Consider the following 19,864-nt stretch of genomic DNA (forward strand, 5'->3'; position numbering starts at 1 on the left):
TTCATGGCGGCAGGATCGAGGAGACGAGGAGCTGGGTATAGGGCTCGCGCGGGTCGTCGAGCACCTGGTCCGTGAGACCGGTCTCGATGACGCGGCCGCCTTTCATCACCATCACGCGGTGCGACAAGAGGCGCGCCACCGCGAGATCGTGGGTGACGATGATGACGGCGAGGTTCAGCTCGGCGACGAGGCTGCGCAAGAGATCGAGCAGGCGCGCCTGCACCGATACGTCAAGGCCGCCGGTCGGCTCGTCCATGAACACGAGCCGCGGCTCGGTAACGAGGTTGCGGGCGATCTGGAGGCGCTGGCGCATGCCGCCGGAATAGGTGCGCGGCGCATCGTCGATGCGCGCGACGTCGATCTCGACGCGCGTCAGCCAATCCGACGCGGTCTCACGGATGCGGCCGTAGTGATTCCACCCCACCGCCATCAGCCGCTCGCCGACATTGGCGCCGGCCGAGACCGCCATGCGCAGGCCCTGCGCGGGGTCTTGATGCACAAAGCCCCAATCGGTGCGGAACAGGAAGCGGCGCTCGGCCTCGCCGAGCGTCGTGAGATCGCGGGTGACGCCATCACGCATCCGATAGGACACATGGCCTGCACTCGGCGCGAGCTGGCCCGACAGCATTTGCAGCAGCGTCGACTTGCCCGAGCCGGATTCGCCGACGATCGCCAACACCTCGCCGGGATAGAGCGAGAACGACACGTCGCGACAGGCATTGATGCGGCCGAACGACTTGCTGAGGGATTTTGCGACCAGCAGCGGCTCGTCGTTCTCGACCAGATTCTGATCAGCCATTCGCGGCCTCCTGCGCCTTATCCTTGTACGGCGCGGCACTGAGGCTGCCGTGATGGCCGGCGGCCTGGCGGCCCTCGCAATAATCGGTATCCGAGCACACGAACATGCGCCCGCCCTTGTCGTCGGTCACGATCTCGTCGAGATAGGAATTCTCCGCGCCACAGAGCGCGCAGGGCGCGTTGAAGCGGTAGGGCTCGAACGGGTGATCCTCGAAATCGAGCGACACCACCTGGGTGTAGGGCGGGATGGCGTAGATGCGCTTCTCGCGGCCGGCGCCGAACAATTGCAGCGCCGGGGAATTGTCCATCTTGGGATTGTCGAATTTCGGTGTCGGCGACGGGTCCATCACGTAGCGCGCGTTGACCTTCACGGGATAGGCATAGGCGGTGGCGATGTGGCCGAAGCGGGCGATGTCCTCGTAGAGCTTCACATGCATCAGGCCGTATTCGGCCAGCGCGTGCATGCGCCGCGTCTCGGTCTCGCGTGGCTCGAGGAAGCGCAGGGGCTCGGGGATCGGTACCTGATAGACCAGCACCTGGTTCGCACGCAGCGCCGTCTCCGGGATGCGGTGACGGGTCTGGATCACGGTTGCCTCGTCCGTCGCCGTCGTGGTCGCAACGCCCGCGGTCTTGGCGAAGAATTTGCGGATCGAGATCGCGTTGGTGGTGTCGTCGGAGCCCTGGTCGATCACCTTCAGCACGTCCTGCGGGCCCAGGATCGCGGCGGTGACCTGCACGCCGCCGGTGCCCCAGCCATAGGGCATCGGCATTTCGCGGCTGGCGAACGGCACCTGATAGCCGGGGATGGCGATCGCCTTGAGGATCGCGCGGCGGATCATGCGCTTGGTCTGCTCGTCGAGATAGGCGAAATTGTAGGCGGGCGCGTTCATTCCGCGGCCTCCTTCATGGAATCGGGCGTATTGGCATCGGCGAACTCCTGACGCAGCTTTCGGAGCAGGCCGAGCTCGGACTGGAAGTCGACATAGTGCGGCAGCTTCAGGTGCTCGACGAAGCCGGTCGCCTGGACGTTGTCCGAATGCGACATCACGAACTCCTCGTCCTGCGCCGGGGCCAGCGCCTCCTCGCCGAGCTCACGGGCGCGCAGCGCGCGATCGACCAGCGCCATCGACATGGTTTTGCGCTCGCTCTGGCCGAAGGCGAGGCCATAGCCGCGGGTGAAGCACGGCGCCTCGGTCGCGGAGCCCTTGAACTGGTTGACCATCTGGCACTCGGTGAGCTCGATCGCCCCGAGCGGCACGGCAAAGCCGACATCTTCCGCGACAAATTCGACCTCGACCTCGCCGAAACGGATCTCGCCGACGAAGGGATGGTTGCGGCCGTAGCCGCGCTGGGTGGAATAGCCCATCGCGAGCAGAAAGCCTTCGTCACCACGCGCGAGGTTTTGCAGGCGCAAATCACGGTCCGCGGGGAAATTCAGCGGCTCGCGGGTGAGATCGCCGACGCTTGCGCCATCCTCGGCTTCCGGCGATGCTTCGATCAGCCCGTCGCGCCCGAGAATGTCTGTCACGCGCGGCGTCGGCGCGGTGGAGGCTTCGGCCGCAGCCGGGCTCTCCGGCACAAAACCTTGGGCGAGCGATGGATCGAGCAGGCGGTGCGTGTAGTCGAAGGTCGGCCCCAGGATCTGGCCGCCGGGAATGTCCTTGAAGGTCGCCGACACCCGCCGCTGCACCCGCATGGTGCCGGTGTCGACGGGCTCGCTGGCACCGAAGCGCGGCAGCGTGGCGCGGAAGGCGCGAACCAGGAAGATCGCCTCGATCAAATCGCCGCGCGCCTGCTTGATCGCAAGCGACGCGAGCTCGCGGTCATAGAGCGAGCCTTCGCTCATGACGCGATCGACGGCCAGGCCGAGCTGCTCCGAGATCTGGTCGAGCGTGATTTCCGCAACGCTCTGGTCGCCGCGCCGCTTATGCGCGAGCAGGCGATGGGCGTTCTCGATGGCGCGTTCGCCGCCTTTGACTGCGACATACATGCTTCTAGCTTCCCTTGCTCACGACGCGCGTGGTGCGGGGGATCGCGACCACGGCGTCATCGGCGACCAGCACCACATCGATGCCGCGCGGAAACAGCGCTTCGTTCATCTGCAGGCGCTCGAACAGGTCGAAAGGCTTGATCGACGCCTGCAGCGTGGCGACACCGTCAATGCCGGGGCCGCGCAGTTCGAAGCTGCGCCCGGCGGCGAGGCTGTCGACCTGGATGACCACCGTGGTCGAACGGTCCGGATACTCGCTGGTGCCGAACGCGAAGCGCTCGAGCGCAGGCAAGGCGCCGCCGTCACTGATGAGCGCGAAGGAAGCGATCGACGAATCCTGCACGACCGGCGCGCCGGTGTGGAACTTCAGCCACTTCGTCACGTCCGAGCTTTCCGCCATCCGCGCATCGAGCCAGAGCGGCGTGTCGTGATCGAACAGCGTCAGCGCGATCGCTGCGGTGCCGCGCATCATCGGCCCTGGCGCGCCCGCCATCGGCACGATGCGCTGGACCGAGCCCGGCCGCGCCATGGCGTCCATGACCGAGCGAAAGGTCGATTGCGCCGACAGCACCTTGTCGGCGAAACCCGGCGGCAGTTCCGCAATCGTGGTCATGATCTCACCCCTCACCGCGCACCATGGTGTAGAAATCAACCTTCGTTGCGGCGGCCGCTGCCGCCGCCTGCTTGCGCCTGACCATAAGCTGCTCGCGCAACGGCGCGATAACGTCGCGCTCCACCGCGCCGCCGAAATCGCGGGACTGCACCAGCGCATCGCACAGCGCGATCAGCCGCGCCTTCTCACGGTCGCGGCCGAGCGTGTAGCCGAACCCGACCTCGCCGCTCGCAAGCCGCACCGCGGCGCGCGACACCGTGGCTTCGCCGAGATTGAACGGCGCGCCGTCGCCGCCGACCCGGCCGCGCAGCATGACGAGGCCGTTCTCCGGCGTGCGCAGATCGTGGTGATCCGGGAGAGACAAGTTGCGGAGGCGAGCGGCGATCTCGCCCGCCTCCGCGTGCGCCAGCACCGCCATTGCGGCCTTGCGCTGGGCTTGCTGGTCGTTGTGCTGGGTCACCTGGTCCACCGAGCTTTTTGACAGAACTTGCCGCGTCGAAGTTGTCTATGATAATAGACAACTTCATACGGACGCGCCATGACTGTTTCGTGACAATGCCGTGATTTCTGGAGTAGGTTTCCCGCGACATGAGCATGCAGGACACAGCCTCCTCGGGCGTCGCGCTATGGCGCCTCGTGGCCGATGGCATCGAGCGCGGCATCGCCGACGGCCGCTTTGCGGCCGGCGACAAATTGCCGGGCGAGATGGAGATCGCCGAAACCTATCGCGTCAACCGCCACACCGTGCGGCGCGCGCTGGCAGCGCTTGCCGAGCGCGGCCTGGTGCGCGCCGAGCGCGGCAGCGGAACCTATGTCGAGGCGCAGAAGCTCGCTTATCCCCTGCGCTCGCGCACGCGCTTCTCCGAGATCGTCGGCGCCGATGGCCGCGAACCGCATGGCCGGCTGATCGAGGCGACCGATGACGTTGCGACGCGCGAGCTCGCACGAGAGCTGGGATTGAAGACCGGCGCGCTGCTGGTGCGGATCGAGGCGATTCGCCTCGCCGACCGCACGCCGATCTGTGTTTCCACCACCTGGCTATCGGCGGAGCGGTTTCCGGAGGCGGGCGCCGTGTTCGCGGCAACGCGCTCGATGACGAAGCTGCTGGAGCATTTTGGCGTGCGCGACTATCGCCGCGGTGCGACGCGAATCACCGCGGGGATCGTCGACGCGAGCGACGCCGCACGGCTCGACCTGGCGCTGGGGCGGCCGATCCTGGTGGTGGACGCCACCGACCACGATCTCACGGGCAAGCCGCTGGTGACGAAGCACTCGCGCTTTGCGGCAGAGCGGGTGGAGTTTCTGGTGGAGAACGCTTAGATCAGAGCGTTTTCCAGCGAAGCCTGCCCTCGGACTTGATCCGGGGTGGAAACGATTTGCGTCGAGAAAACGCGTCAAAACAAAAATCAGAGCTCCGTTCCGATCCAATCGGATAAGACTGCAGCACGACGTTAGGCGACCGTCCGCTTGCCGATGATCGCGAAGCGCAGCTTGCCGGAAATCCAGTCGATCGACGATACAGTTACCAGGATCAGCAGGATCAGAAACGATACCTTCTGCCATTCCAGCACCCGGATCTGTTCGGCAAGCTGAAGGCCAATGCCGCCAGCGCCAACGATTCCGATGATCGTCGCCGATCGCGTATTCGACTCGAAATAGTAGAGCACCTGGCTCAGCAAGACCGGGAACACCTGCGGCAGCAATCCGAAGCGGACGCTGTGGAGATGGCTGCCGCCCGATGACCGAACGCCTTCCGCGGGGTTCTTGTCGGCGACCTCGATCGCTTCCGAGAACAGCTTGCCGAACGTTCCGAAATCGCTGCAGATCACGGCCAGGATGCCGGCAAACGGCCCCAGCCCCACGACGCCGACCCAGATCAGTGCCCAGATCAAGGTATCGACTCCACGGATAGTATCGAGGCCACGACGGGTCAATAGGCGGATGATCCGGTTTGCAACCACGTTGCGCGCCGCGAGCAGGGATACCGGCAGCGCGAGCAGCGCGCCGCCAAGGGTGCCGAGAAACGCGATCGACACCGTCTCTCCGAGCGCATGCAGATATTTCAGAACCTCCGCCCAAGAACCCGGGCTGGGCGGCAACATGAGCTGGACGAATTCGCCCAGCCTGACCATGCCCTGGGAGAGCCGATTAAAGGGAATATCGAGCTGGACGATCCCGAACAGGAACAGCCCGACCGTCCCGCCGACGAGTATTGCGATCCTTCCCCGCTGCCACCAATCGGTCCGGAAGACGTCGGGATACCGTTCGGCAATGCCGGCCCGGTTTTCAAAACTGAAGGAGCTCATCGGGTGCTTCCCTCCAGCCCGAGCAGGCGGTGTCGCAACCGTTCCGTCAGGAAGTCGATCAACATGACGGTAAGGACGATGAGCAGCAGGATGGCGCTGACGTCGGTGAAGTAGAACTTGCGAACCGCCTCGATCAGATCCTGGCCGATCCCGCCGGCGCCGACGAAGCCCATCACGGCCGCGCCACGCACGTTGATCTCGAACCTGAGCAAGGCATAGCTCACGAAGTTCGAGAGGACCTGAGGCAACGCGCCGAACCGAACAACCTGAACCCAGCTGCCCCCGCTTGCCGCCACCCCTTCGACCGGCTTGCTGTCGATGTTCTCGACAACCTCGGCGAATTGCTTGCCCAACGCTCCGGCGGTATGGATTGCAATCGCCAGAACGCCCGGCAGCGGCCCGAGACCAAAGGCCAGCACGAAGATCAGGGCAAACACGATCTCCGGCACGGTCCTGAAAAACTCCAGAACGCGCCGGGTGACGAAAACAGTCGTTCCTGATTTCACGAGATTGGCCGAGGCGAGGAAGCAAAGCGCGAAACCGCACAGCGCACCCGAGAGGGTGCCCATATAGGCTATCAGCAACGTATCCCCGAGAAGCCGTGCCCAGCGCGGCAATCCCCACAGCCAGTCCGCCAAATCGCTCCATGCGGTCGCGAACGAAAATTTGGGTGCGATGCTGAGGAAATAGGCCGGGAAGCGCCAGAAGTTCTCGACAAAATTTCCGAGACTGACCTCGCCCATCCAGCCCGCGGCAATGGCAACGGCGATCAGGACGGCGGCACCGAGCCATACGCGGCGGCGCTTGGCGGCAATTGCAGCCGCATAGCGATCGGCAAGCTCACGCAGCCTGGCTTCCGGAAATTCGGGAACTGCTGTTCGCATGGGATGTTCGGAAGAGCCGACGGGCAGATCTTGCAATCTGCCCGCCTTGTCCAACCCTTCGTTTCCCTCAGGATTTCTGCTTACGAATGCTGTCGACAAACTTGGTCAGTTCGATCACGGCCTCATACGCCTTGTGGTCGACCTCGACGTAGGGCAATTGCTTCCCCTCATAGATCTTGTCGAAAGCCGCCTTGTCCTTCACCGCAATTTCCAGCACGGCTTTCTTGATCGCCGCCTTGAGGTCGTCAGGCAGGCTGCTGAGATAGGCCATCGGCGAGTTCACGATCTGCTCGGACTTCATGATGATCTTGAAATCAGCGGCCTTCGCCATGCCCTTCCGTTCCATCCGGAGCAGGTTCGATTCCTTCTCGTCGTTCCACCAGTTGAACGCCGCGTCGCAGGTGCCCTGGGAAAGCCCGATCACCGCGTTTTCATGGCTCCCCGAATAGACCACCTTGGCGAAGAACTTTTCCGGGTCGATGCCCATCTTGTTCATCGCGAAACGCGGCACGTTGTTGCCGGAAGTCGAATTGGGATCGACGAGGCAGAGGTTCTTGCCTTGCAGGTCCTTGACGTCCTTGTAGCTCGAATCGCTTTTGACATAGAGAACCGAGTAATAGCCTTTGGTGCCGTCGCCGTTCACCTCGATCGCGAACGGTTCGACCTTCGCGCCAATGATGTAGGCACGCGCGTAGGACGCCGGGCCGTACATCGCGATGTGAATGTTTCCTGCACGCTGACCTTCGATCACCGCGGCGTAGTCATTGGCGATGCGCAGCGTGACCTTCGTTCCAAGCTCGCGGGACAGGTACTCCGTCAAAGGCGTCCAGCGGTTGGTGGTGCCGGAGGCATTCTCGTCGGGGACTTTTGCGAAGATCAACTCAGGATATCTCGCCTTCCAGTCCTGCGCCGCAGCGGCTGAAACTGAAAATGCCAGGGCCGCCGCAGCGGCAACGATCGTACGACGGTCTATCATGACGTCCCCCATTTCAAGGTTATGAAACTGTCGAGTTCCGGCTCTGCGCTAGGCTCGATTTAAAGAAGCAGCGATCAGGCCACGGCAACCGTGCGGAGGGCAGGAACTGCTGTGCCGACCGATGCATCCGCGGGCGCAACATCCATGACCTCATTCGCCTCGAGATCGTACAGCTCGCGCGCGATATGATCGGTCAAGGCCGCCGGCGCGCCGTCGAACACCACGCGTCCGGCCGCCATGCCGATCAGGCGGTCGCAATAGCTGCGGGCGAGATCGAGCGAATGCAGGTTGCAGAGCACGGTGATACCGAAATGCTTGTTGATGCGCAGAAGCGCATCCATCACGATCTTGGTGTTGCGGGGATCGAGCGAGGCGATCGGCTCGTCGGCAAGGATAATGTCGGGCTGCTGAACCAGCGCCCGCGCGATCGCCACGCGCTGCTGCTGACCGCCCGAGAGCTGGTCGGCGCGCTGGGCCGCGATGGCAGCCATGTCGAACTGCTCGAGCGCCGACATCGCGATGGCCTTGTCTTCTTCGGGCCAAAGCTGCAGCAGCGACCGCCATGTCGGCACCGTCGACAGCCGCCCCATCAGCACATTGGTGAGGACGTCGAGCCGGCCGACGAGGTTGAACTGCTGAAAAATCATCGCCGACCGCGCACGCCACTGCCGCAGCTCCTTGCCGCGCAGCGCGGTGACGTCGACGCCTTCGAACAGGATGCGGCCTTCGGAGGGCTCGATGAGGCGGTTGATGGACCGCAGCAATGTCGACTTGCCGGCGCCGGATCGCCCGATCACCCCGACGAAGCCGCCAGGGGAAACTTGAAACGAAGCATCGTCCACAGCGGCCTTCGCGCCGAAGCGACACGTCAGGCCTTCAACCACCAGCATCGAGGGGCTCCAGAGTAGCTGGAGCCAACCGCTAACGCCCGTGGTTAACACTTGTGTGACAAGGCTGCTGCAGTGCGGCCATCCTACGCACGTCATCCCCTGTCATCTCATTGTCACGACACCGTCATCCGGCCGCTCGAAGAAAGACTCCCGCCCTCGCACTTCGGATGCAACATGGCCAAAGCTCTTTCGGTTCAGCCGACCGTCGATCCCTCGGCCAAGCTGCATGAGACCAGGCTTGGCGCCTACACCGAAGTCGGCGCGCGCACGATCCTGCATGAAGTCGCGATGGGCGATTATTCCTATGTCGTGAACGATGCGCAGATCACCTACGCCACCATCGGAAAGTTCTGCTCGATCGCGGCGATGACCCGCATCAATCCCGGCAACCATCCGATGCATCGCGCCACTCAGGCGCATTTCACTTACCGATCCAGCGCCTATTTCGAAGGTGAGAGCGACGATCTCGAGTTCTTCGACTGGCGCCGCCGGCATCACGTTCATATCGGCCATGACGTCTGGATCGGCCATGGCGCGATCGTGCTGCCGGGCCGCAACATCGGCACCGGCGCGGTGATCGCCGCCGGCGCGATCGTCACCAAGGACGTGCCGGCCTACAGCATCGTCGCCGGCAATCCGGCCCGCATCGTGCGGCGGCGATTCTCGGAGGAGATCGCCGGACGGCTCGCAAGGCTTGCTTGGTGGGACTGGGATCACGACAAGTTGCGCGAGGCGCTGCCCAATTTCCGCAAGCTCGGGATTGAAGATTTCCTCTCGGCATACGAAGCAAAAGCGAGCTCACTCGCCAATTCTCCTGCCAGCAAACGAAGCGCGGTCGCGTGACAGACATATTCATCGAAGGCGGCCGGGCCCTGATCGGCGCCGAGCTCGTCGAAACCTCTCTTCTCGTCTCCGGAACAGACATTGCAGAGGTCGATGCTTCTCGCGGCCGGGCGCGGCTGGCACTGGATGCCCGTGACCTGCTGGTGCTGCCCGGCATCGTCGATCTGCATGGCGATGCCTTCGAGCGGCAGATGATGCCGCGCGCCGGCGTCGACTTTCCGATCGACGTCGCGCTCGCCGACAGCGACCGCCAGGCGATCAGCAACGGCATCACCACCGTGTTTCACGCCACGACCTGCTCGTGGGAGCCGGGCCTGCGAAGCGCCGACAATGCGCGCGGCCTGATGGAGGCGATCGAGCGGCAGCGTCCGCAGTTCGCTGCCGACACCCGCTTCCACCTGCGGCACGAGACCTTCAATCTCGATGCCGAAGCGGAGATCGCACAGTGGCTCAGCGAGGGCCGCGTCGACCTGTTCGCCTTCAACGATCATATGGACGGCGTCGTTGCCGACATCTCCAACCCACGCAAGCGCAACCGCATGGTGGAGCGCACCGGTCTGTCGAGTGAAGAATTCGACCGGCTGGTCGAGCGCGTGGTCTCGCGCGCCGACGAGGTGCCCGCCTCGGTGTCACGCCTGGCCGCTGCGGCCCGCGGGGCCGAGGTGCGGATGCTCTCGCACGACGATTCGAGCCCGGCGACGCGCCGGGACTTTCGCGAGCTCGGCGCCTTGATCGCGGAGTTTCCGATCAACGAGGAGACGGCGCAGGCTGCGGCCAGCCACGGCGATGCCATCGTCTATGGCGCGCCGAACGTCGTGCGCGGCGGCAGCCACACCGGCTGGACCAGGGCCTCCGACATGATCGCCAAGGGGCTCTGCTCGGTGCTGGCGTCTGACTATTATTATCCCGCGCAGCTGCTCGCCGCGTTCCGCCTGGCCGCCGATGGCGTGGTGCCTCTGGCTCAGGCCTGGGATCTGGTCTCCGCCGGCCCGGCGCGCGCGACCGGCCTCACCGATCGCGGCCTGCTCGCGGAGGGACGCCGCGCTGACATTCTCCTCGTCGACGACAACGTGAAGCTGCGGCCGCGGCTGATCGCGGTGATCTCAGGCGGCAGGCTCGTGCATCTCACCGACGCGACGCGGCTGCTCACCGCAATGGCGGCGCCGCGCGAGACTGTCGTCGCGGCGTAAATTGGTTATGCTGAGGCAATGACAGGTTTCCCCCGCTACGCGATCTATTATGCCGCAGGCCGCGACAGCGCCCTCTCCCGCTTCGGCGCCGAGCTGCTCGGCTATGACGCCTATACCGGAGACGAGCTGCCGTTTCTGCAACAAGCGCTGCAGGTCGCGCCGGACTGGCGCGAGGTCAGCGCCGATCCTCGCAAATACGGCTTTCACGCCACGCTGAAGGCACCGATGGCACTGGCGCCTGGCAAGACCGAAGCCGAGCTGATGGCCGCCTGCGCGGCCTTCGCGGGCAAGACACGGCCTATCCCGGCAATTCGACCGATGGTCGATGCCATCAGCGGCTTCATTGCCGTTATTCCGGCCGAGCCGATGGAAACGCTCCAGCAACTTGCCGCTGATTGCGTTCGCGAGTTCGACCCGTTTCGCGCCGCGCTGACGGCGGAAGATCGCGCTCGGCGCAAGCCGGAGAAGCTCAGCGAGCGGCAGCGCGATTATCTCGACCGCTGGGGCTATCCTTACGTGATGGAAGAATTCCGCTTCCACATGACGCTGACGGGGCGGCTGGATGCGGAGCGGCGCGGGCCGATCCTTCAGATGCTGCGAACACGGTTTGCGGCGCTGGGGATTGAGACGCTCGCGATCGATCGCATTGCCCTGTTCAAGCAGGATGATGCCAAGGCGCGGTTTCGCATCATCGACGAGTGGGCTTTGGTGCGGTAGACCTCAGCGCGAGGCCGCAAGATTGAAAGCGAGTGCCACCGCGCCAACCAGAACGAGGCTGGTCGCCCAGACTGCATCCAGGTTGAACCAGCTTCGCGAGACGAACCTCAGTCCCAGATGGCGGTAGACCAGCCACGCCAGACATCCGCCGGCGCCGACCATGGCGGCAACGTGCACCAGCGACACCAGCACCGCCATCCCGAGATTTGCCGTCATCAGCGCGCCCGCCGCCTGATGGCCGGCATCGAGCTCGAAGGCCTGGCAGAGCCCGAGATAGATCGGCACGAGCATCAGGGCAGCGCCGTGAGCGATGGCGACGGCAAATGACCAGAGCACCAATTGCGTCGGCGGAATTCGTGCCAGCGCGCGCGGATGACGCCGGTCGATCAGCCGGTAGACGCCAAAGCCGATGACGAGAAGACTCGCGACGATCTGGATTGGACGCTGCCATTCGGCCAGTACGAGCAGGAAGGCGAACGGCAGCAGCACGAGAAGTGTTGCCAGGAGGTGCCCGGCCGCCAGAGCCCACAATGCACGGAAGAGCGCGAGGGGGCTCTTGTCCATGAGCCCGGCCGAAACGGCGAGCGGCCATCCCATTCCCGGATTGACCCCGTGGTAGAGACCGCTCGCAACAAGCGCGAGCCACAGCCAGCCAAGGGCCGGGCTCGCCTGCGTCCCATCTAGACCGACGGGTAGCAAAATGAGTCCGTCGAACAATCGCCGCCCTCGAGCCTGATCTGGTGCGCACGATATCCGTCGGGGAAGCTCACGAAATAGTCCTTGTCGAGTTCGAGGCCGCCGTTCCGACCGACATTGGCCATGACTTCCACGCCCGGAACCCCGTCGGGATAGAACTGGTCGTCCCAGGTGGAATAGAGCGAATTGGTCCAGTACACGCGCCGGCCGTCGCGGCTGATCTCGACCATCTGCGGACCCGCCGCAAAGGGCTTGCCGTTCGGATGGGGCGTGCGGCGCGCGATGCCGCCGATGTGGACTGAGCCCGCAAGCTTCGGCTTTCTGGGATCGCTGACGTCGTACTGGCGCATCTCACCCGTGCCCCAGCACGAGACATAGAGAAACCGGTCGTCCATCGACAGGTCGATGTCCGTCACCAGCGGCGGCACGGCGCCAAATCCCTGCAGCAGCGGCGGCAGCTTCTCCTTGGGCGCGGGTTCGGGAGGGATCGTCGCCGTCTTCTCGGCATGGAATCTTCCGTCCTCGCGCCACCAGGTCCAGATCGACGCTTCGAGGTTGGTGGTGTCGACCACGACGCCAACGAAGCCGTACTCGCGAACCGGATCGTGCGCGGGGCGCACCTCCAGCGCCATCTGATGATTGGCGCCGAGGTCGATGGTCTGGACGTTGCGACGCGCGCGAAGGTCCCAGAAGTGGAGATGATGGCCATATTTGTTCGCAAGCAGATCTTCCGGGACGATCCCGTTCTCGAACTGCGGCGGTAACGCCCATTCGCTCGTCACCATGTAATCGCGCGGCAGATTCCACCAGAAATCATAATGCAGCGTCTGCGGGCCACGGTCGATCTCCCATCGTCCAAGAACTTCGAACGTCTCGCAATCCATGATGAAGACGCCCGGAGGTCCATTGGTGCCGTCCTTGCCGCCGCCGCCCAGCGTGCTCACGTAAATGCCGTCCGGCCCGCAATGGATCGTGTGCGGCCGCGAGTAGCCGGTCTTCTTGAAGACTTCCTCTGGCTCGATGATCTTGTGGATCTTGGCCTGCGTCGGATCGGGCTTGGTATCGATCACGTAGATCCGCGACGAGCGCAGCCCCGGGATGATGAGATAGCGCCGCTCGATGAAGGCGTGTCCGGCGAGCGGCGACAGGGCGGAGGAGCAAGCATTCCAGCCGAAGTGATGAAACTCATCGCCCTTGTTGGGCATCGCTACGGTATGGACGATCTGGCTATAGGTCGGCGATCCCGGCTTGACGTCGATGACCGCGAGAGCATCCGGCTTTGAGAAATCCGGACTGAGCAGCAAGGTGTAAGCAAAATTCTCCGCAGGCGCTTCCATCGCAAGCTTGGGCGATGCGTGAAAGGTAGGATCCGGCCTCATCGTCATGGCACTGCCTCCCTGTTCTGTCGGTTTGCACCAACCTGGCTCGGGATAGTGGCAAAAGAAGAGCTGTTGCGCGATGTCCTGGGAATCTCCGCAAGGCGCCGGTTGGCGCGCGTACATTATGCCATCGCGGGGCTATGGGGAACGGCCCGGAACGCGCTAATTCGACGCCTTCAGGCGAAATGGGCATCCCTCGTTCATTTCGAGCGAGGGCGCACAAGTCGCTCCTCGAAGCCTTCGTAGGGTGGGCAAAGGCGCAAAGCGCCGTGCCCACCGCTCTTCCCGCGGGCGCGCAAGTTGGTGGGCACGCTTCGCTTTGCCCACCCTACGACAGCTTCACGCAATGACGGGGGAGAGAATTACTTCCCCCACCTGAGCGCCAACGCGTCGCGCTCCTTGGCGAGCTCCAATACCCCGGCGCGCGTCGCCGGATGCAGCGGCTGCAGCGGATGGCGCACCGCCTCCGACTTGATCACGCCGCCGGCCTGCATCATCACCTTGCAGGCGATCAGGCCGCATTGGCGGTTCTCGTAGTTGATCAGCGGCAGCCAGCGCTCGTAGGCGGCCTTCGCCTTTTCGCGATCGCCCGCGAAATAGGGATCGATGATCTGGCGGATGCCGTCGGGATAGCCGCCGCCGGTCATGGCGCCGGTGGCGCCGGCGTCGAGATCGGCGAGCAGCGTGATCGCCTCCTCGCCGTCCCAGGGGCCCTCGATGTCCTTGCCGCCCGCCTCGATCAGGCTGCGGAGCTTCGAGGCCGCGCCCGGCACCTCGATCTTGAAATAGCGGATGTTGGAAAACTCGCGCGACAGCCGCGCGAGCAACTCGACCGACAGCGGCGTGCCGGCAACCGGCGCGTCCTGGATCATGATCGGGATGTTGATCGCGCCGGAGAGCACCTTGAAGAATTCGACGATGCCTTTCTCGGGGACGCGGAAGGTCGCGCCGTGATAGGGCGGCATCACCATCACCATGGCGGCGCCGGCCGCCTCCGCCTGCTTGCTGCGCGCGGCGCATACGGCCGAGCTGAAATGGGTGGTGGTGACGATCACGGGAACCCGGCCGGCCACATGGTCCAGCACCGCATGCATCACCGTGTCGCGCTCGGCATCGGTGAGCACGAACTGCTCGGAGAAATTGGCGAGAATGCAAATGCCGTGCGAACCGGCATCGATCATGAAATCGATGCAGCGGCGCTGCCCCTCGAGGTCGAGCTCGCCGCGCTCGTCGAAGATGGTGGGCGCGACCGGGAACACGCCGCGATAGGGGCGTTGGGCCTTGTGTGGGGTGACCGGCATCGAACTCTCCATCCCTGATGTGTCTTGCGTCTGCCGCCGCGCCCGCGGGAGCGAGGCGGCACAGATGTACCCGCAGTGCCGAGCTGCGGCAATGCCCGCGCGACGTCCGATGGAAAGAGTACGAAAATCAGGCGCTCTTCACGGCGCCCAGGAAACCCTCGACCGCGACGCGAAGACGATCGGCATCCGCCGACATCTTCTTGACGGACTCCGACAGCACCGTCCCGGCATTGCCGGTCTCCTGGTTGAGCCTGGCGACGCTGCCGATGGTATCGGTGACCTCGCGGGTGCCCTGGGCCGCCTGCTGGAAGTTGCGCGAGATCTCCGTCGTGGCCGCGCGCTGCTGTTCGACCGCGGCGGCAATCGCCGTCATCTTCTCGTCGATGCCGCCGATGGCGCCGCCGATCAACCGGATCGCGGCGACCGCCTGGCCGGTCGCGCCTTGGATCTCCTCGACCTGGCGCGAGATCTCTTCCGTCGCCGTCGCGGTCTGCGCCGCAAGGCTCTTGACCTCGCCTGCAACCACCGCGAAGCCGCGGCCGGCCTCGCCGGCGCGCGCGGCTTCGATGGTGGCGTTCAATGCCAGCAGATTGGTCTGGGCCGCGATCGCGTTGATCATCTTCACGACCTCGCCGATGCGGCTCGCCGTCTGATCGAGGATCTCGACCGTCGCATTGGTCTGCTCGGCCTGGGCCACGGCCTCGCGGGCCTCGCGGGCGCTCGACTGCACCTGCGCGGAGATCTCGCCCACGGATGCGGAGAGCTCCTCGGTCGCGGCGGCGATGGTCTCGAGATTATTGGTGGCCTGCTCGGCTGCCGAGGACACCGCCGCGGTCTGGCTGCTCGATTCTGTGACCAGCGAGCGCACGCCGCTTGCGGTAGCGTCGAGCTCCCGCGTCGAGGCCGCAACGCTCTGGATCACCGCCTGCACCGTGTCGTCGAAGGTGCGGCAGGCGGCATCGACGGTGCCGGAGCGGGCGAGCTGCAGCGCCTGCTGCGATTCGCGTTCCTTACCCAGCCGCTCCGCGGTCGCCGCGCTCTCGCGCAGGCTTTCGAGCGCAGCCGCCATGGTGCCGAACTCGTCGGGATGCCGCGATTGCGGCACCGGCGTCGCATAGTCGCGGGCGCCGATGCGGGCGATGGCGTCGAGGATGGCGCGCACCGGGCGCATCAGCCGGTTGCGCACCACAAACACGCCCACGACAGTCACGGCCAGTGCGAGCAGGAAGCCGAAGGATTGCACGATGAGATTGGTGAGGGCTTTCGCCTGAACCGCCTCCGCGTGCGCGATCGACAGGTCGAGCGCCTTGCTCGCGACCGCGACGATCGACGCGAACGGAGCCTGGCACAACGTGTTCCATTCCGCGGCGGGCATCGCGGGCCGGCCGCTGCCGTCGAAGCCCTTGGTGAGCTCGCCGATCTGCTTGAGAGCGCCGTCGGTCTTGGCCTTCGCCTCCTTGGCCGTGTTGACGAGGTCGGCCGGCACGTCAGGCGCAGCCAGCAGCTCCTCCATGCCGGTCCAGCCGGCGGTGACGACGCCATTCCATCCGGCCACGGTCTGCTTCTGGGCATCGTCGAGCGGCTTGCTGGCGTTGACGTTCGGCCGCAGGGTCGAGCACTGGATGCCGTAGCGGTCGCGCACCTGCCAGGCGAGGCGGCGGGCCTGGATCATGCGGGCGATGTAAGGATCGTTCATCCAGGCGCGGTTCGACACCGCGGTGGACGCGAGATTGGCGGTCTCGATCACCTTGGTGACCGCATCGTACCAGGGCGCGGTCCGCTCCAGCTTGCGCTCGGCGCGCGGCAGCTTGGCCTCGTCGTAGAACAACTGGAATTTTGGCGCGGCCTCGCTCCAGCGCTGCTTCAGCGTGCTGGCGAGCTCGTCGCGGCGGGCGAATTCGACGGTAGAGAGCGCCGCGCTGATGGCATCGAAGCCGGCCTGTTCCGCCTTCTCGGCAACGCCGAGCTTGGCGCGCGGATCGTCCTCACCGAGCAGGGCGCTCTGGGCATCGCCACGATTGCTGCGCAGGGCAACCACGCCATGGAAGATCGACTTGTCGGCATTCGCGAGCCGCTCGGTCTCCAGACTGTCGCTGTAGCGGCCGAAAGCCCCGACCATCTGGATGGCCGTGCTGGTCAGCGCGCCGGCCGCCAGCAGCGTCATCAGGACCAGGAGAAGCGTGCTTACCGATTTCTTAAAAATGGACATGGGTCGAGGGATCTAACTCTCAGGAGAGGCCCACCTTGCACCGCCACGTGCCAATGTTTCGTTAAGGTTTGAGTTGAATCGAAGCGATCCAACCTGCACGCATTCGGAATACTATCCTATTCTGGTGAAATCCGGCGGGCGGCGCTCCGCAAACGCCGTAAACGCCTCGCGCGCTTCGGCGGTGCGCAGGCGCTGCGCGAACTGCTCGCCTTCGGCCTGCATCTGCGCGACCAGCGCCTCGCCGTTGCGCATCAGCCGCTTGGTCGCGACGAGGGCCCCGGCCGGCTGGCGGGCGAGACGCTGCGCCAGCGCAAGCGCTTCCGCATCGAGCTTGTCGAGCGGCACCACACGGTTGGCGAGGCCCCATTCCAGCGCCGACCTGGCCGGCACGGTTTCGCCAAGCGCGAACATCTCGTAGGCGCGGGCGTAGCCGATGCGCGCCGGCATCAACAGGCTGGAGGCGGCTTCAGGCACCAGCGCGAGGCTGACGAACGGCGTCGACAATTGCGCGTTGTCGGCGAGCACGACGAGGTCGCAATGCAGCAGCATCGTGGTGCCGACGCCGACGGCACGGCCCTGCACGGCCGCGACCAGCGGCCGGGTGCAACGCGCCAGCGACTGGATAAAGCGCACCACGTTGCGGCTGCCTTCGGACTTGCCGGCCGCGACCGCCGCAAACTCGCCGACGTCGTTGCCGGCGGTGAACATGTCGCCCTCGCCGCGGATCAGAATCACGCGGGCGGACGGGTCGAACTCGGCGGATTCGATCGCGTCGGCGAGCTTGCCGTACATCGCATCCGTCAGCGCGTTCTTCTTGTCGGGACGTGCCAGCGTGAGGGTGAGGATTCCGCCGCTATTCTCGATCCGGACGTGCTCGGTCATTAGTCTGCTCCGTGTTATTCGTCTGAACGTCTTGGAAACTTGTCCTGAATGCTCGTCAGCCAGCGTGCGACGATGTCGATTTCCGCGGCCGTGAAACCTTCCGTCAGCGCCGCATTGACCTCCGCCGCGCTGGTCTTGGCCTGCGCCAGCGCGGTGCGCCCCTTCGGCGTCAGCCAGATGCGAAAGGCGCGGCCGTCCTCGCGATCGGCCCGCCGCTCGACCAGCTTCGCAGCCACCGTCCGGTCGACGAGACCCGAAATGCCGGCCGGTCCCATGTCGAGCGCCGCCCCAGCCTCGCCCATCAGGACGCCATCCTGCTTGCCAAGGATGAACAGTAGCCCCGCCTGCGCCGGCGTCACCGCGCTCTCGGGCCGCGCCGCCATCCAGCGCTGCAGCCGGCGCTGGGCGACACTCAGCAGGTAGATCAGCCGATGGTGCTGCGCGCCGGCGCTGTTATTTCGCATGCGAAATAGATAGTGAAACGCAGGCGCGTTGTCAAACGGGCCCTCTTGGTTATGGCGCGCAGGTGAAGCTCGCCGCTTCCGTCACCGGGCCGCTCTTGTAGTGTGGCCAGGCCGGCCAGCGGCACAGCGGCAGCGCGCGCGTCGCGGCAAACGAGGGTGCCTCGACCTTCTGCTCCCTGACCTCTAAGTCGCCGGGCGCTTTGCCATTCTCGACCCAGTCGACCAGAACGCTCAGCATGTCGACATTGGCGGGCGCGCCGGAGCCGACATGGTCGACGCCGGGCGCGGTGTAGAGGCGCGCGAACTCCGCGGTCTCGGCCTTGCCCATCTTGCGCTCGACGCTCTCGAAGTAGCGGATGCCGGCATAGGGGCTCTGGGCGTAGTCGGCCATGTGCTCGAGCACGATCAGCCGGCCACCCCGCGCCCGGAACCGACTGAGATCGGGATCGGTGGAATCCATCAGGCTGGACACTTCGAGCAGCCGCGCCTTGTGCTCTTCCACCTTGTAGGTGGTGACGTCGAGCTTCGGATCGCGCGCGAAGACATATTGGATGCCGCCGGCGCCGTAGATCCAGGCGATGCCGTTGTTCGGCGCGGGCGGCTGCGCCGGCGGCGCGGTGCCGAGCCACCAGGAGACCCAGCCGCCGGTCGGCCCGACCGCGGGGATGTCCTCGCCGGAGACGCCCCAGCCCGGATAATCGTCGAGGCCATTGGCGAGCGCGAAGGGGAATTTGTAGGTGGCGTGCAGCGTGTTCACCGCCTTGATCTGTGCATCGGTGAGACACTGGTCGCCGCTCTGCCCGGCCGCGCAGCGCAGCGTCTCGACCTTGAACGCCGCCTTGCAGCCGACGGGATCCTGCACCAGCGCATCGTCGGAGCCGTCGGCCTTGTCGCAAGCCGCGCGCACGGCCTCGCCTACGAGCTTGACCTGCGCCGGGTTGATCCAGCCCTCGCCCATGGTGACGAGACCCGAGCGCGTGCCGGCATGCTGCAGTCCGACCCAGTTGATCACGGGCACGCGGGCGAAGATTCCGTCGAAATCATCGGGATAGCGCTGCGCCATGGCGAGGCCTTCGCGGCCGCCCTCCGACGAGCCCATGAAGTACAGCTTCTCCGGCTTCCTGCCGTAGGCACGCTGCATCAGCCCGACCGCAGCGTCGCGCACCTTCTTGTAGGCGCGATGGGCGAAATTCTCGAACGCTTCGTCGTTCAGCGCAAAGACCTGCGGCGGCTCGCCCTGCTTGGTCTCGTGGCCGGAGTCGGTGCCGTAGGTGACGAAGCCGCGCGCCAGCGGCGAGGGCTTGTCGAAGGGGTAGGCCGGCGGCAGCGCAAGGCCGGTGATCAGCACACCATTGAAGCCGCCGCCGCCATATTGCAGCGAGCGACCGTTCCATTCGACGGGAAGGTTGACCTGGAATTTGATCGGAGGCGCCTTGGGATCGGTGGGATCGATATGGCCGAGCACCTTGCAGAAGCGCGGATTGGCCGGCGTGATGCGTCCCGACGGCGTCGGCCCACGCTCGGCGACGGCCAATTGCGATGGCGCCTGCAAGGTCGCGGAATCGATCTTGACGGCGTCAGCGCCGCCGACGAGGCCTTTGCAGACGGTCTCGGCGTCTTCGGCCAGCGTTGCCGCTGAGGCACCACTCGCGCTCATTGCGGCCGCAGTGCCCACCAGCCATGCACACAGCTTCGCTCTGTTGCGCTTCATCGTTTCCACCCGGCT

General features: G+C 65.2%; 20 protein-coding genes. 4 read left to right on the forward strand and 16 right to left on the reverse strand.

Annotated elements, in window-relative coordinates; all coding sequences use genetic code 11:
• Position 1 precedes the first annotated feature (1 nt).
• From phnK to phnG, 5 genes are read right to left on the reverse strand one after another with little or no spacing between them, the layout of a single operon-like run.
• Positions 2 to 799 (reverse strand): phosphonate C-P lyase system protein PhnK, encoded by a 798-nt coding sequence (gene phnK, locus I6F33_RS29795; RefSeq protein WP_036014398.1) that lies wholly within the window; start codon positions 797 to 799, stop codon positions 2 to 4.
• On the reverse strand, positions 792 to 1,688 hold the full coding sequence (locus tag I6F33_RS29800; protein ID WP_225144933.1) for an alpha-D-ribose 1-methylphosphonate 5-phosphate C-P-lyase PhnJ: 897 nt from the start codon (positions 1,686 to 1,688) through the stop codon (positions 792 to 794). Before I6F33_RS29800 ends, phnK begins: the two co-directional genes overlap by 8 nt.
• A complete protein-coding gene (locus tag I6F33_RS29805) occupies positions 1,685 to 2,788 on the reverse strand; it encodes a carbon-phosphorus lyase complex subunit PhnI (RefSeq protein WP_225144934.1) in 1,104 nt (367 codons plus the stop codon). The genes I6F33_RS29800 and I6F33_RS29805 overlap by 4 nt, the downstream gene beginning before the upstream one ends.
• Positions 2,789 to 2,792: 4 nt before the next feature.
• Positions 2,793 to 3,401, reverse strand: coding sequence for a phosphonate C-P lyase system protein PhnH (phnH, locus tag I6F33_RS29810; RefSeq protein WP_225144935.1), 609 nt, complete (start codon positions 3,399 to 3,401; stop codon positions 2,793 to 2,795).
• A 4-nt stretch (positions 3,402 to 3,405) separates the two neighbouring features.
• A complete protein-coding gene (phnG, locus tag I6F33_RS29815) occupies positions 3,406 to 3,870 on the reverse strand; it encodes a phosphonate C-P lyase system protein PhnG (RefSeq protein ID WP_225144936.1) in 465 nt (154 codons plus the stop codon).
• A gap of 119 nt (positions 3,871 to 3,989) precedes the next feature.
• Between phnG and phnF the strand changes: the two genes are divergently transcribed.
• Positions 3,990 to 4,721 carry a phosphonate metabolism transcriptional regulator PhnF gene (gene phnF, locus I6F33_RS29820; RefSeq protein WP_225144937.1) on the forward strand — a complete coding sequence of 244 codons (732 nt, stop codon included), beginning with the start codon at positions 3,990 to 3,992 and terminating at the stop codon, positions 4,719 to 4,721.
• 131 nt (positions 4,722 to 4,852) lie between these two features.
• Here the strand turns inward: phnF and phnE (I6F33_RS29825) are convergent, their stop codons facing one another.
• The 4 genes from phnE (I6F33_RS29825) to phnC all read right to left on the reverse strand — a co-directional run bounded on the left by phnE (I6F33_RS29825) (position 4,853) and on the right by phnC (position 8,457).
• Positions 4,853 to 5,707, reverse strand: coding sequence for a phosphonate ABC transporter, permease protein PhnE (gene phnE, locus I6F33_RS29825; protein WP_225144938.1), 855 nt, complete (start codon positions 5,705 to 5,707; stop codon positions 4,853 to 4,855).
• The gene (phnE, locus tag I6F33_RS29830; RefSeq protein WP_225144984.1) at positions 5,704 to 6,591 is read right to left on the reverse strand and encodes a phosphonate ABC transporter, permease protein PhnE; all 888 of its coding nucleotides are present in this window, start codon (positions 6,589 to 6,591) and stop codon (positions 5,704 to 5,706) included. The genes phnE (I6F33_RS29825) and phnE (I6F33_RS29830) overlap by 4 nt, the downstream gene beginning before the upstream one ends.
• A 67-nt stretch (positions 6,592 to 6,658) precedes the next feature.
• Positions 6,659 to 7,567: a phosphonate ABC transporter substrate-binding protein gene (gene phnD / locus I6F33_RS29835; RefSeq protein WP_225144939.1), complete on the reverse strand. Its 909-nt coding sequence runs from the start codon at positions 7,565 to 7,567 to the stop codon at positions 6,659 to 6,661.
• Between the two features lie 74 nt (positions 7,568 to 7,641).
• Positions 7,642 to 8,457, reverse strand: a complete 816-nt coding sequence (gene phnC / locus I6F33_RS29840) for a phosphonate ABC transporter ATP-binding protein (protein WP_225144940.1) — start codon at positions 8,455 to 8,457, stop codon at positions 7,642 to 7,644.
• Positions 8,458 to 8,631: 174 nt separating this feature from the next.
• On the opposite strand from phnC, the gene I6F33_RS29845 reads away from it, so the two are divergent.
• From I6F33_RS29845 to I6F33_RS29855, 3 genes are read left to right on the forward strand one after another with little or no spacing between them, the layout of a single operon-like run.
• On the forward strand, positions 8,632 to 9,300 hold the full coding sequence (locus tag I6F33_RS29845) for a chloramphenicol acetyltransferase (protein WP_036026920.1): 669 nt from the start codon (positions 8,632 to 8,634) through the stop codon (positions 9,298 to 9,300).
• On the forward strand, positions 9,297 to 10,490 hold the full coding sequence (locus tag I6F33_RS29850) for an alpha-D-ribose 1-methylphosphonate 5-triphosphate diphosphatase (protein ID WP_225144941.1): 1,194 nt from the start codon (positions 9,297 to 9,299) through the stop codon (positions 10,488 to 10,490). Before I6F33_RS29845 ends, I6F33_RS29850 begins: the two co-directional genes overlap by 4 nt.
• Before the next feature lie 18 nt (positions 10,491 to 10,508).
• A complete protein-coding gene (locus tag I6F33_RS29855) occupies positions 10,509 to 11,207 on the forward strand; it encodes a DUF1045 domain-containing protein (protein ID WP_225144942.1) in 699 nt (232 codons plus the stop codon).
• A 3-nt stretch (positions 11,208 to 11,210) separates the two neighbouring features.
• On the opposite strand, the gene I6F33_RS29860 is transcribed toward I6F33_RS29855, so the two are convergent.
• From I6F33_RS29860 to I6F33_RS29890, 7 genes are all read right to left on the reverse strand, one after another.
• The gene (locus I6F33_RS29860) at positions 11,211 to 11,804 is read right to left on the reverse strand and encodes a hypothetical protein (protein ID WP_085969233.1); all 594 of its coding nucleotides are present in this window, start codon (positions 11,802 to 11,804) and stop codon (positions 11,211 to 11,213) included.
• An 83-nt stretch (positions 11,805 to 11,887) separates the two neighbouring features.
• Positions 11,888 to 13,288, reverse strand: coding sequence for a selenium-binding family protein (locus tag I6F33_RS29865; protein ID WP_225144943.1), 1,401 nt, complete (start codon positions 13,286 to 13,288; stop codon positions 11,888 to 11,890).
• A 356-nt stretch (positions 13,289 to 13,644) separates the two neighbouring features.
• On the reverse strand, positions 13,645 to 14,583 hold the full coding sequence (locus I6F33_RS29870) for a dihydrodipicolinate synthase family protein (protein WP_225144944.1): 939 nt from the start codon (positions 14,581 to 14,583) through the stop codon (positions 13,645 to 13,647).
• A gap of 127 nt (positions 14,584 to 14,710) precedes the next feature.
• Positions 14,711 to 16,792 (reverse strand): methyl-accepting chemotaxis protein, encoded by a 2,082-nt coding sequence (locus I6F33_RS29875; RefSeq protein ID WP_225144945.1) that lies wholly within the window; start codon positions 16,790 to 16,792, stop codon positions 14,711 to 14,713.
• Between the two features lie 111 nt (positions 16,793 to 16,903).
• Complete coding sequence (locus tag I6F33_RS29880) at positions 16,904 to 17,674, reverse strand: enoyl-CoA hydratase (RefSeq protein WP_036014430.1); 771 nt, start codon at positions 17,672 to 17,674, stop codon at positions 16,904 to 16,906.
• A gap of 14 nt (positions 17,675 to 17,688) precedes the next feature.
• On the reverse strand, positions 17,689 to 18,138 hold the full coding sequence (locus tag I6F33_RS29885; RefSeq protein WP_225144946.1) for a MarR family winged helix-turn-helix transcriptional regulator: 450 nt from the start codon (positions 18,136 to 18,138) through the stop codon (positions 17,689 to 17,691).
• Between the two features lie 49 nt (positions 18,139 to 18,187).
• On the reverse strand, positions 18,188 to 19,849 hold the full coding sequence (locus tag I6F33_RS29890; RefSeq protein ID WP_225144947.1) for a tannase/feruloyl esterase family alpha/beta hydrolase: 1,662 nt from the start codon (positions 19,847 to 19,849) through the stop codon (positions 18,188 to 18,190).
• Positions 19,850 to 19,864: the final 15 nt, after the last annotated feature.

Source organism: Bradyrhizobium sp. BRP20 (genome assembly GCF_020194215.1).
In the GTDB taxonomy this organism is placed as follows: domain Bacteria; phylum Pseudomonadota; class Alphaproteobacteria; order Rhizobiales; family Xanthobacteraceae; genus Bradyrhizobium; species Bradyrhizobium yuanmingense.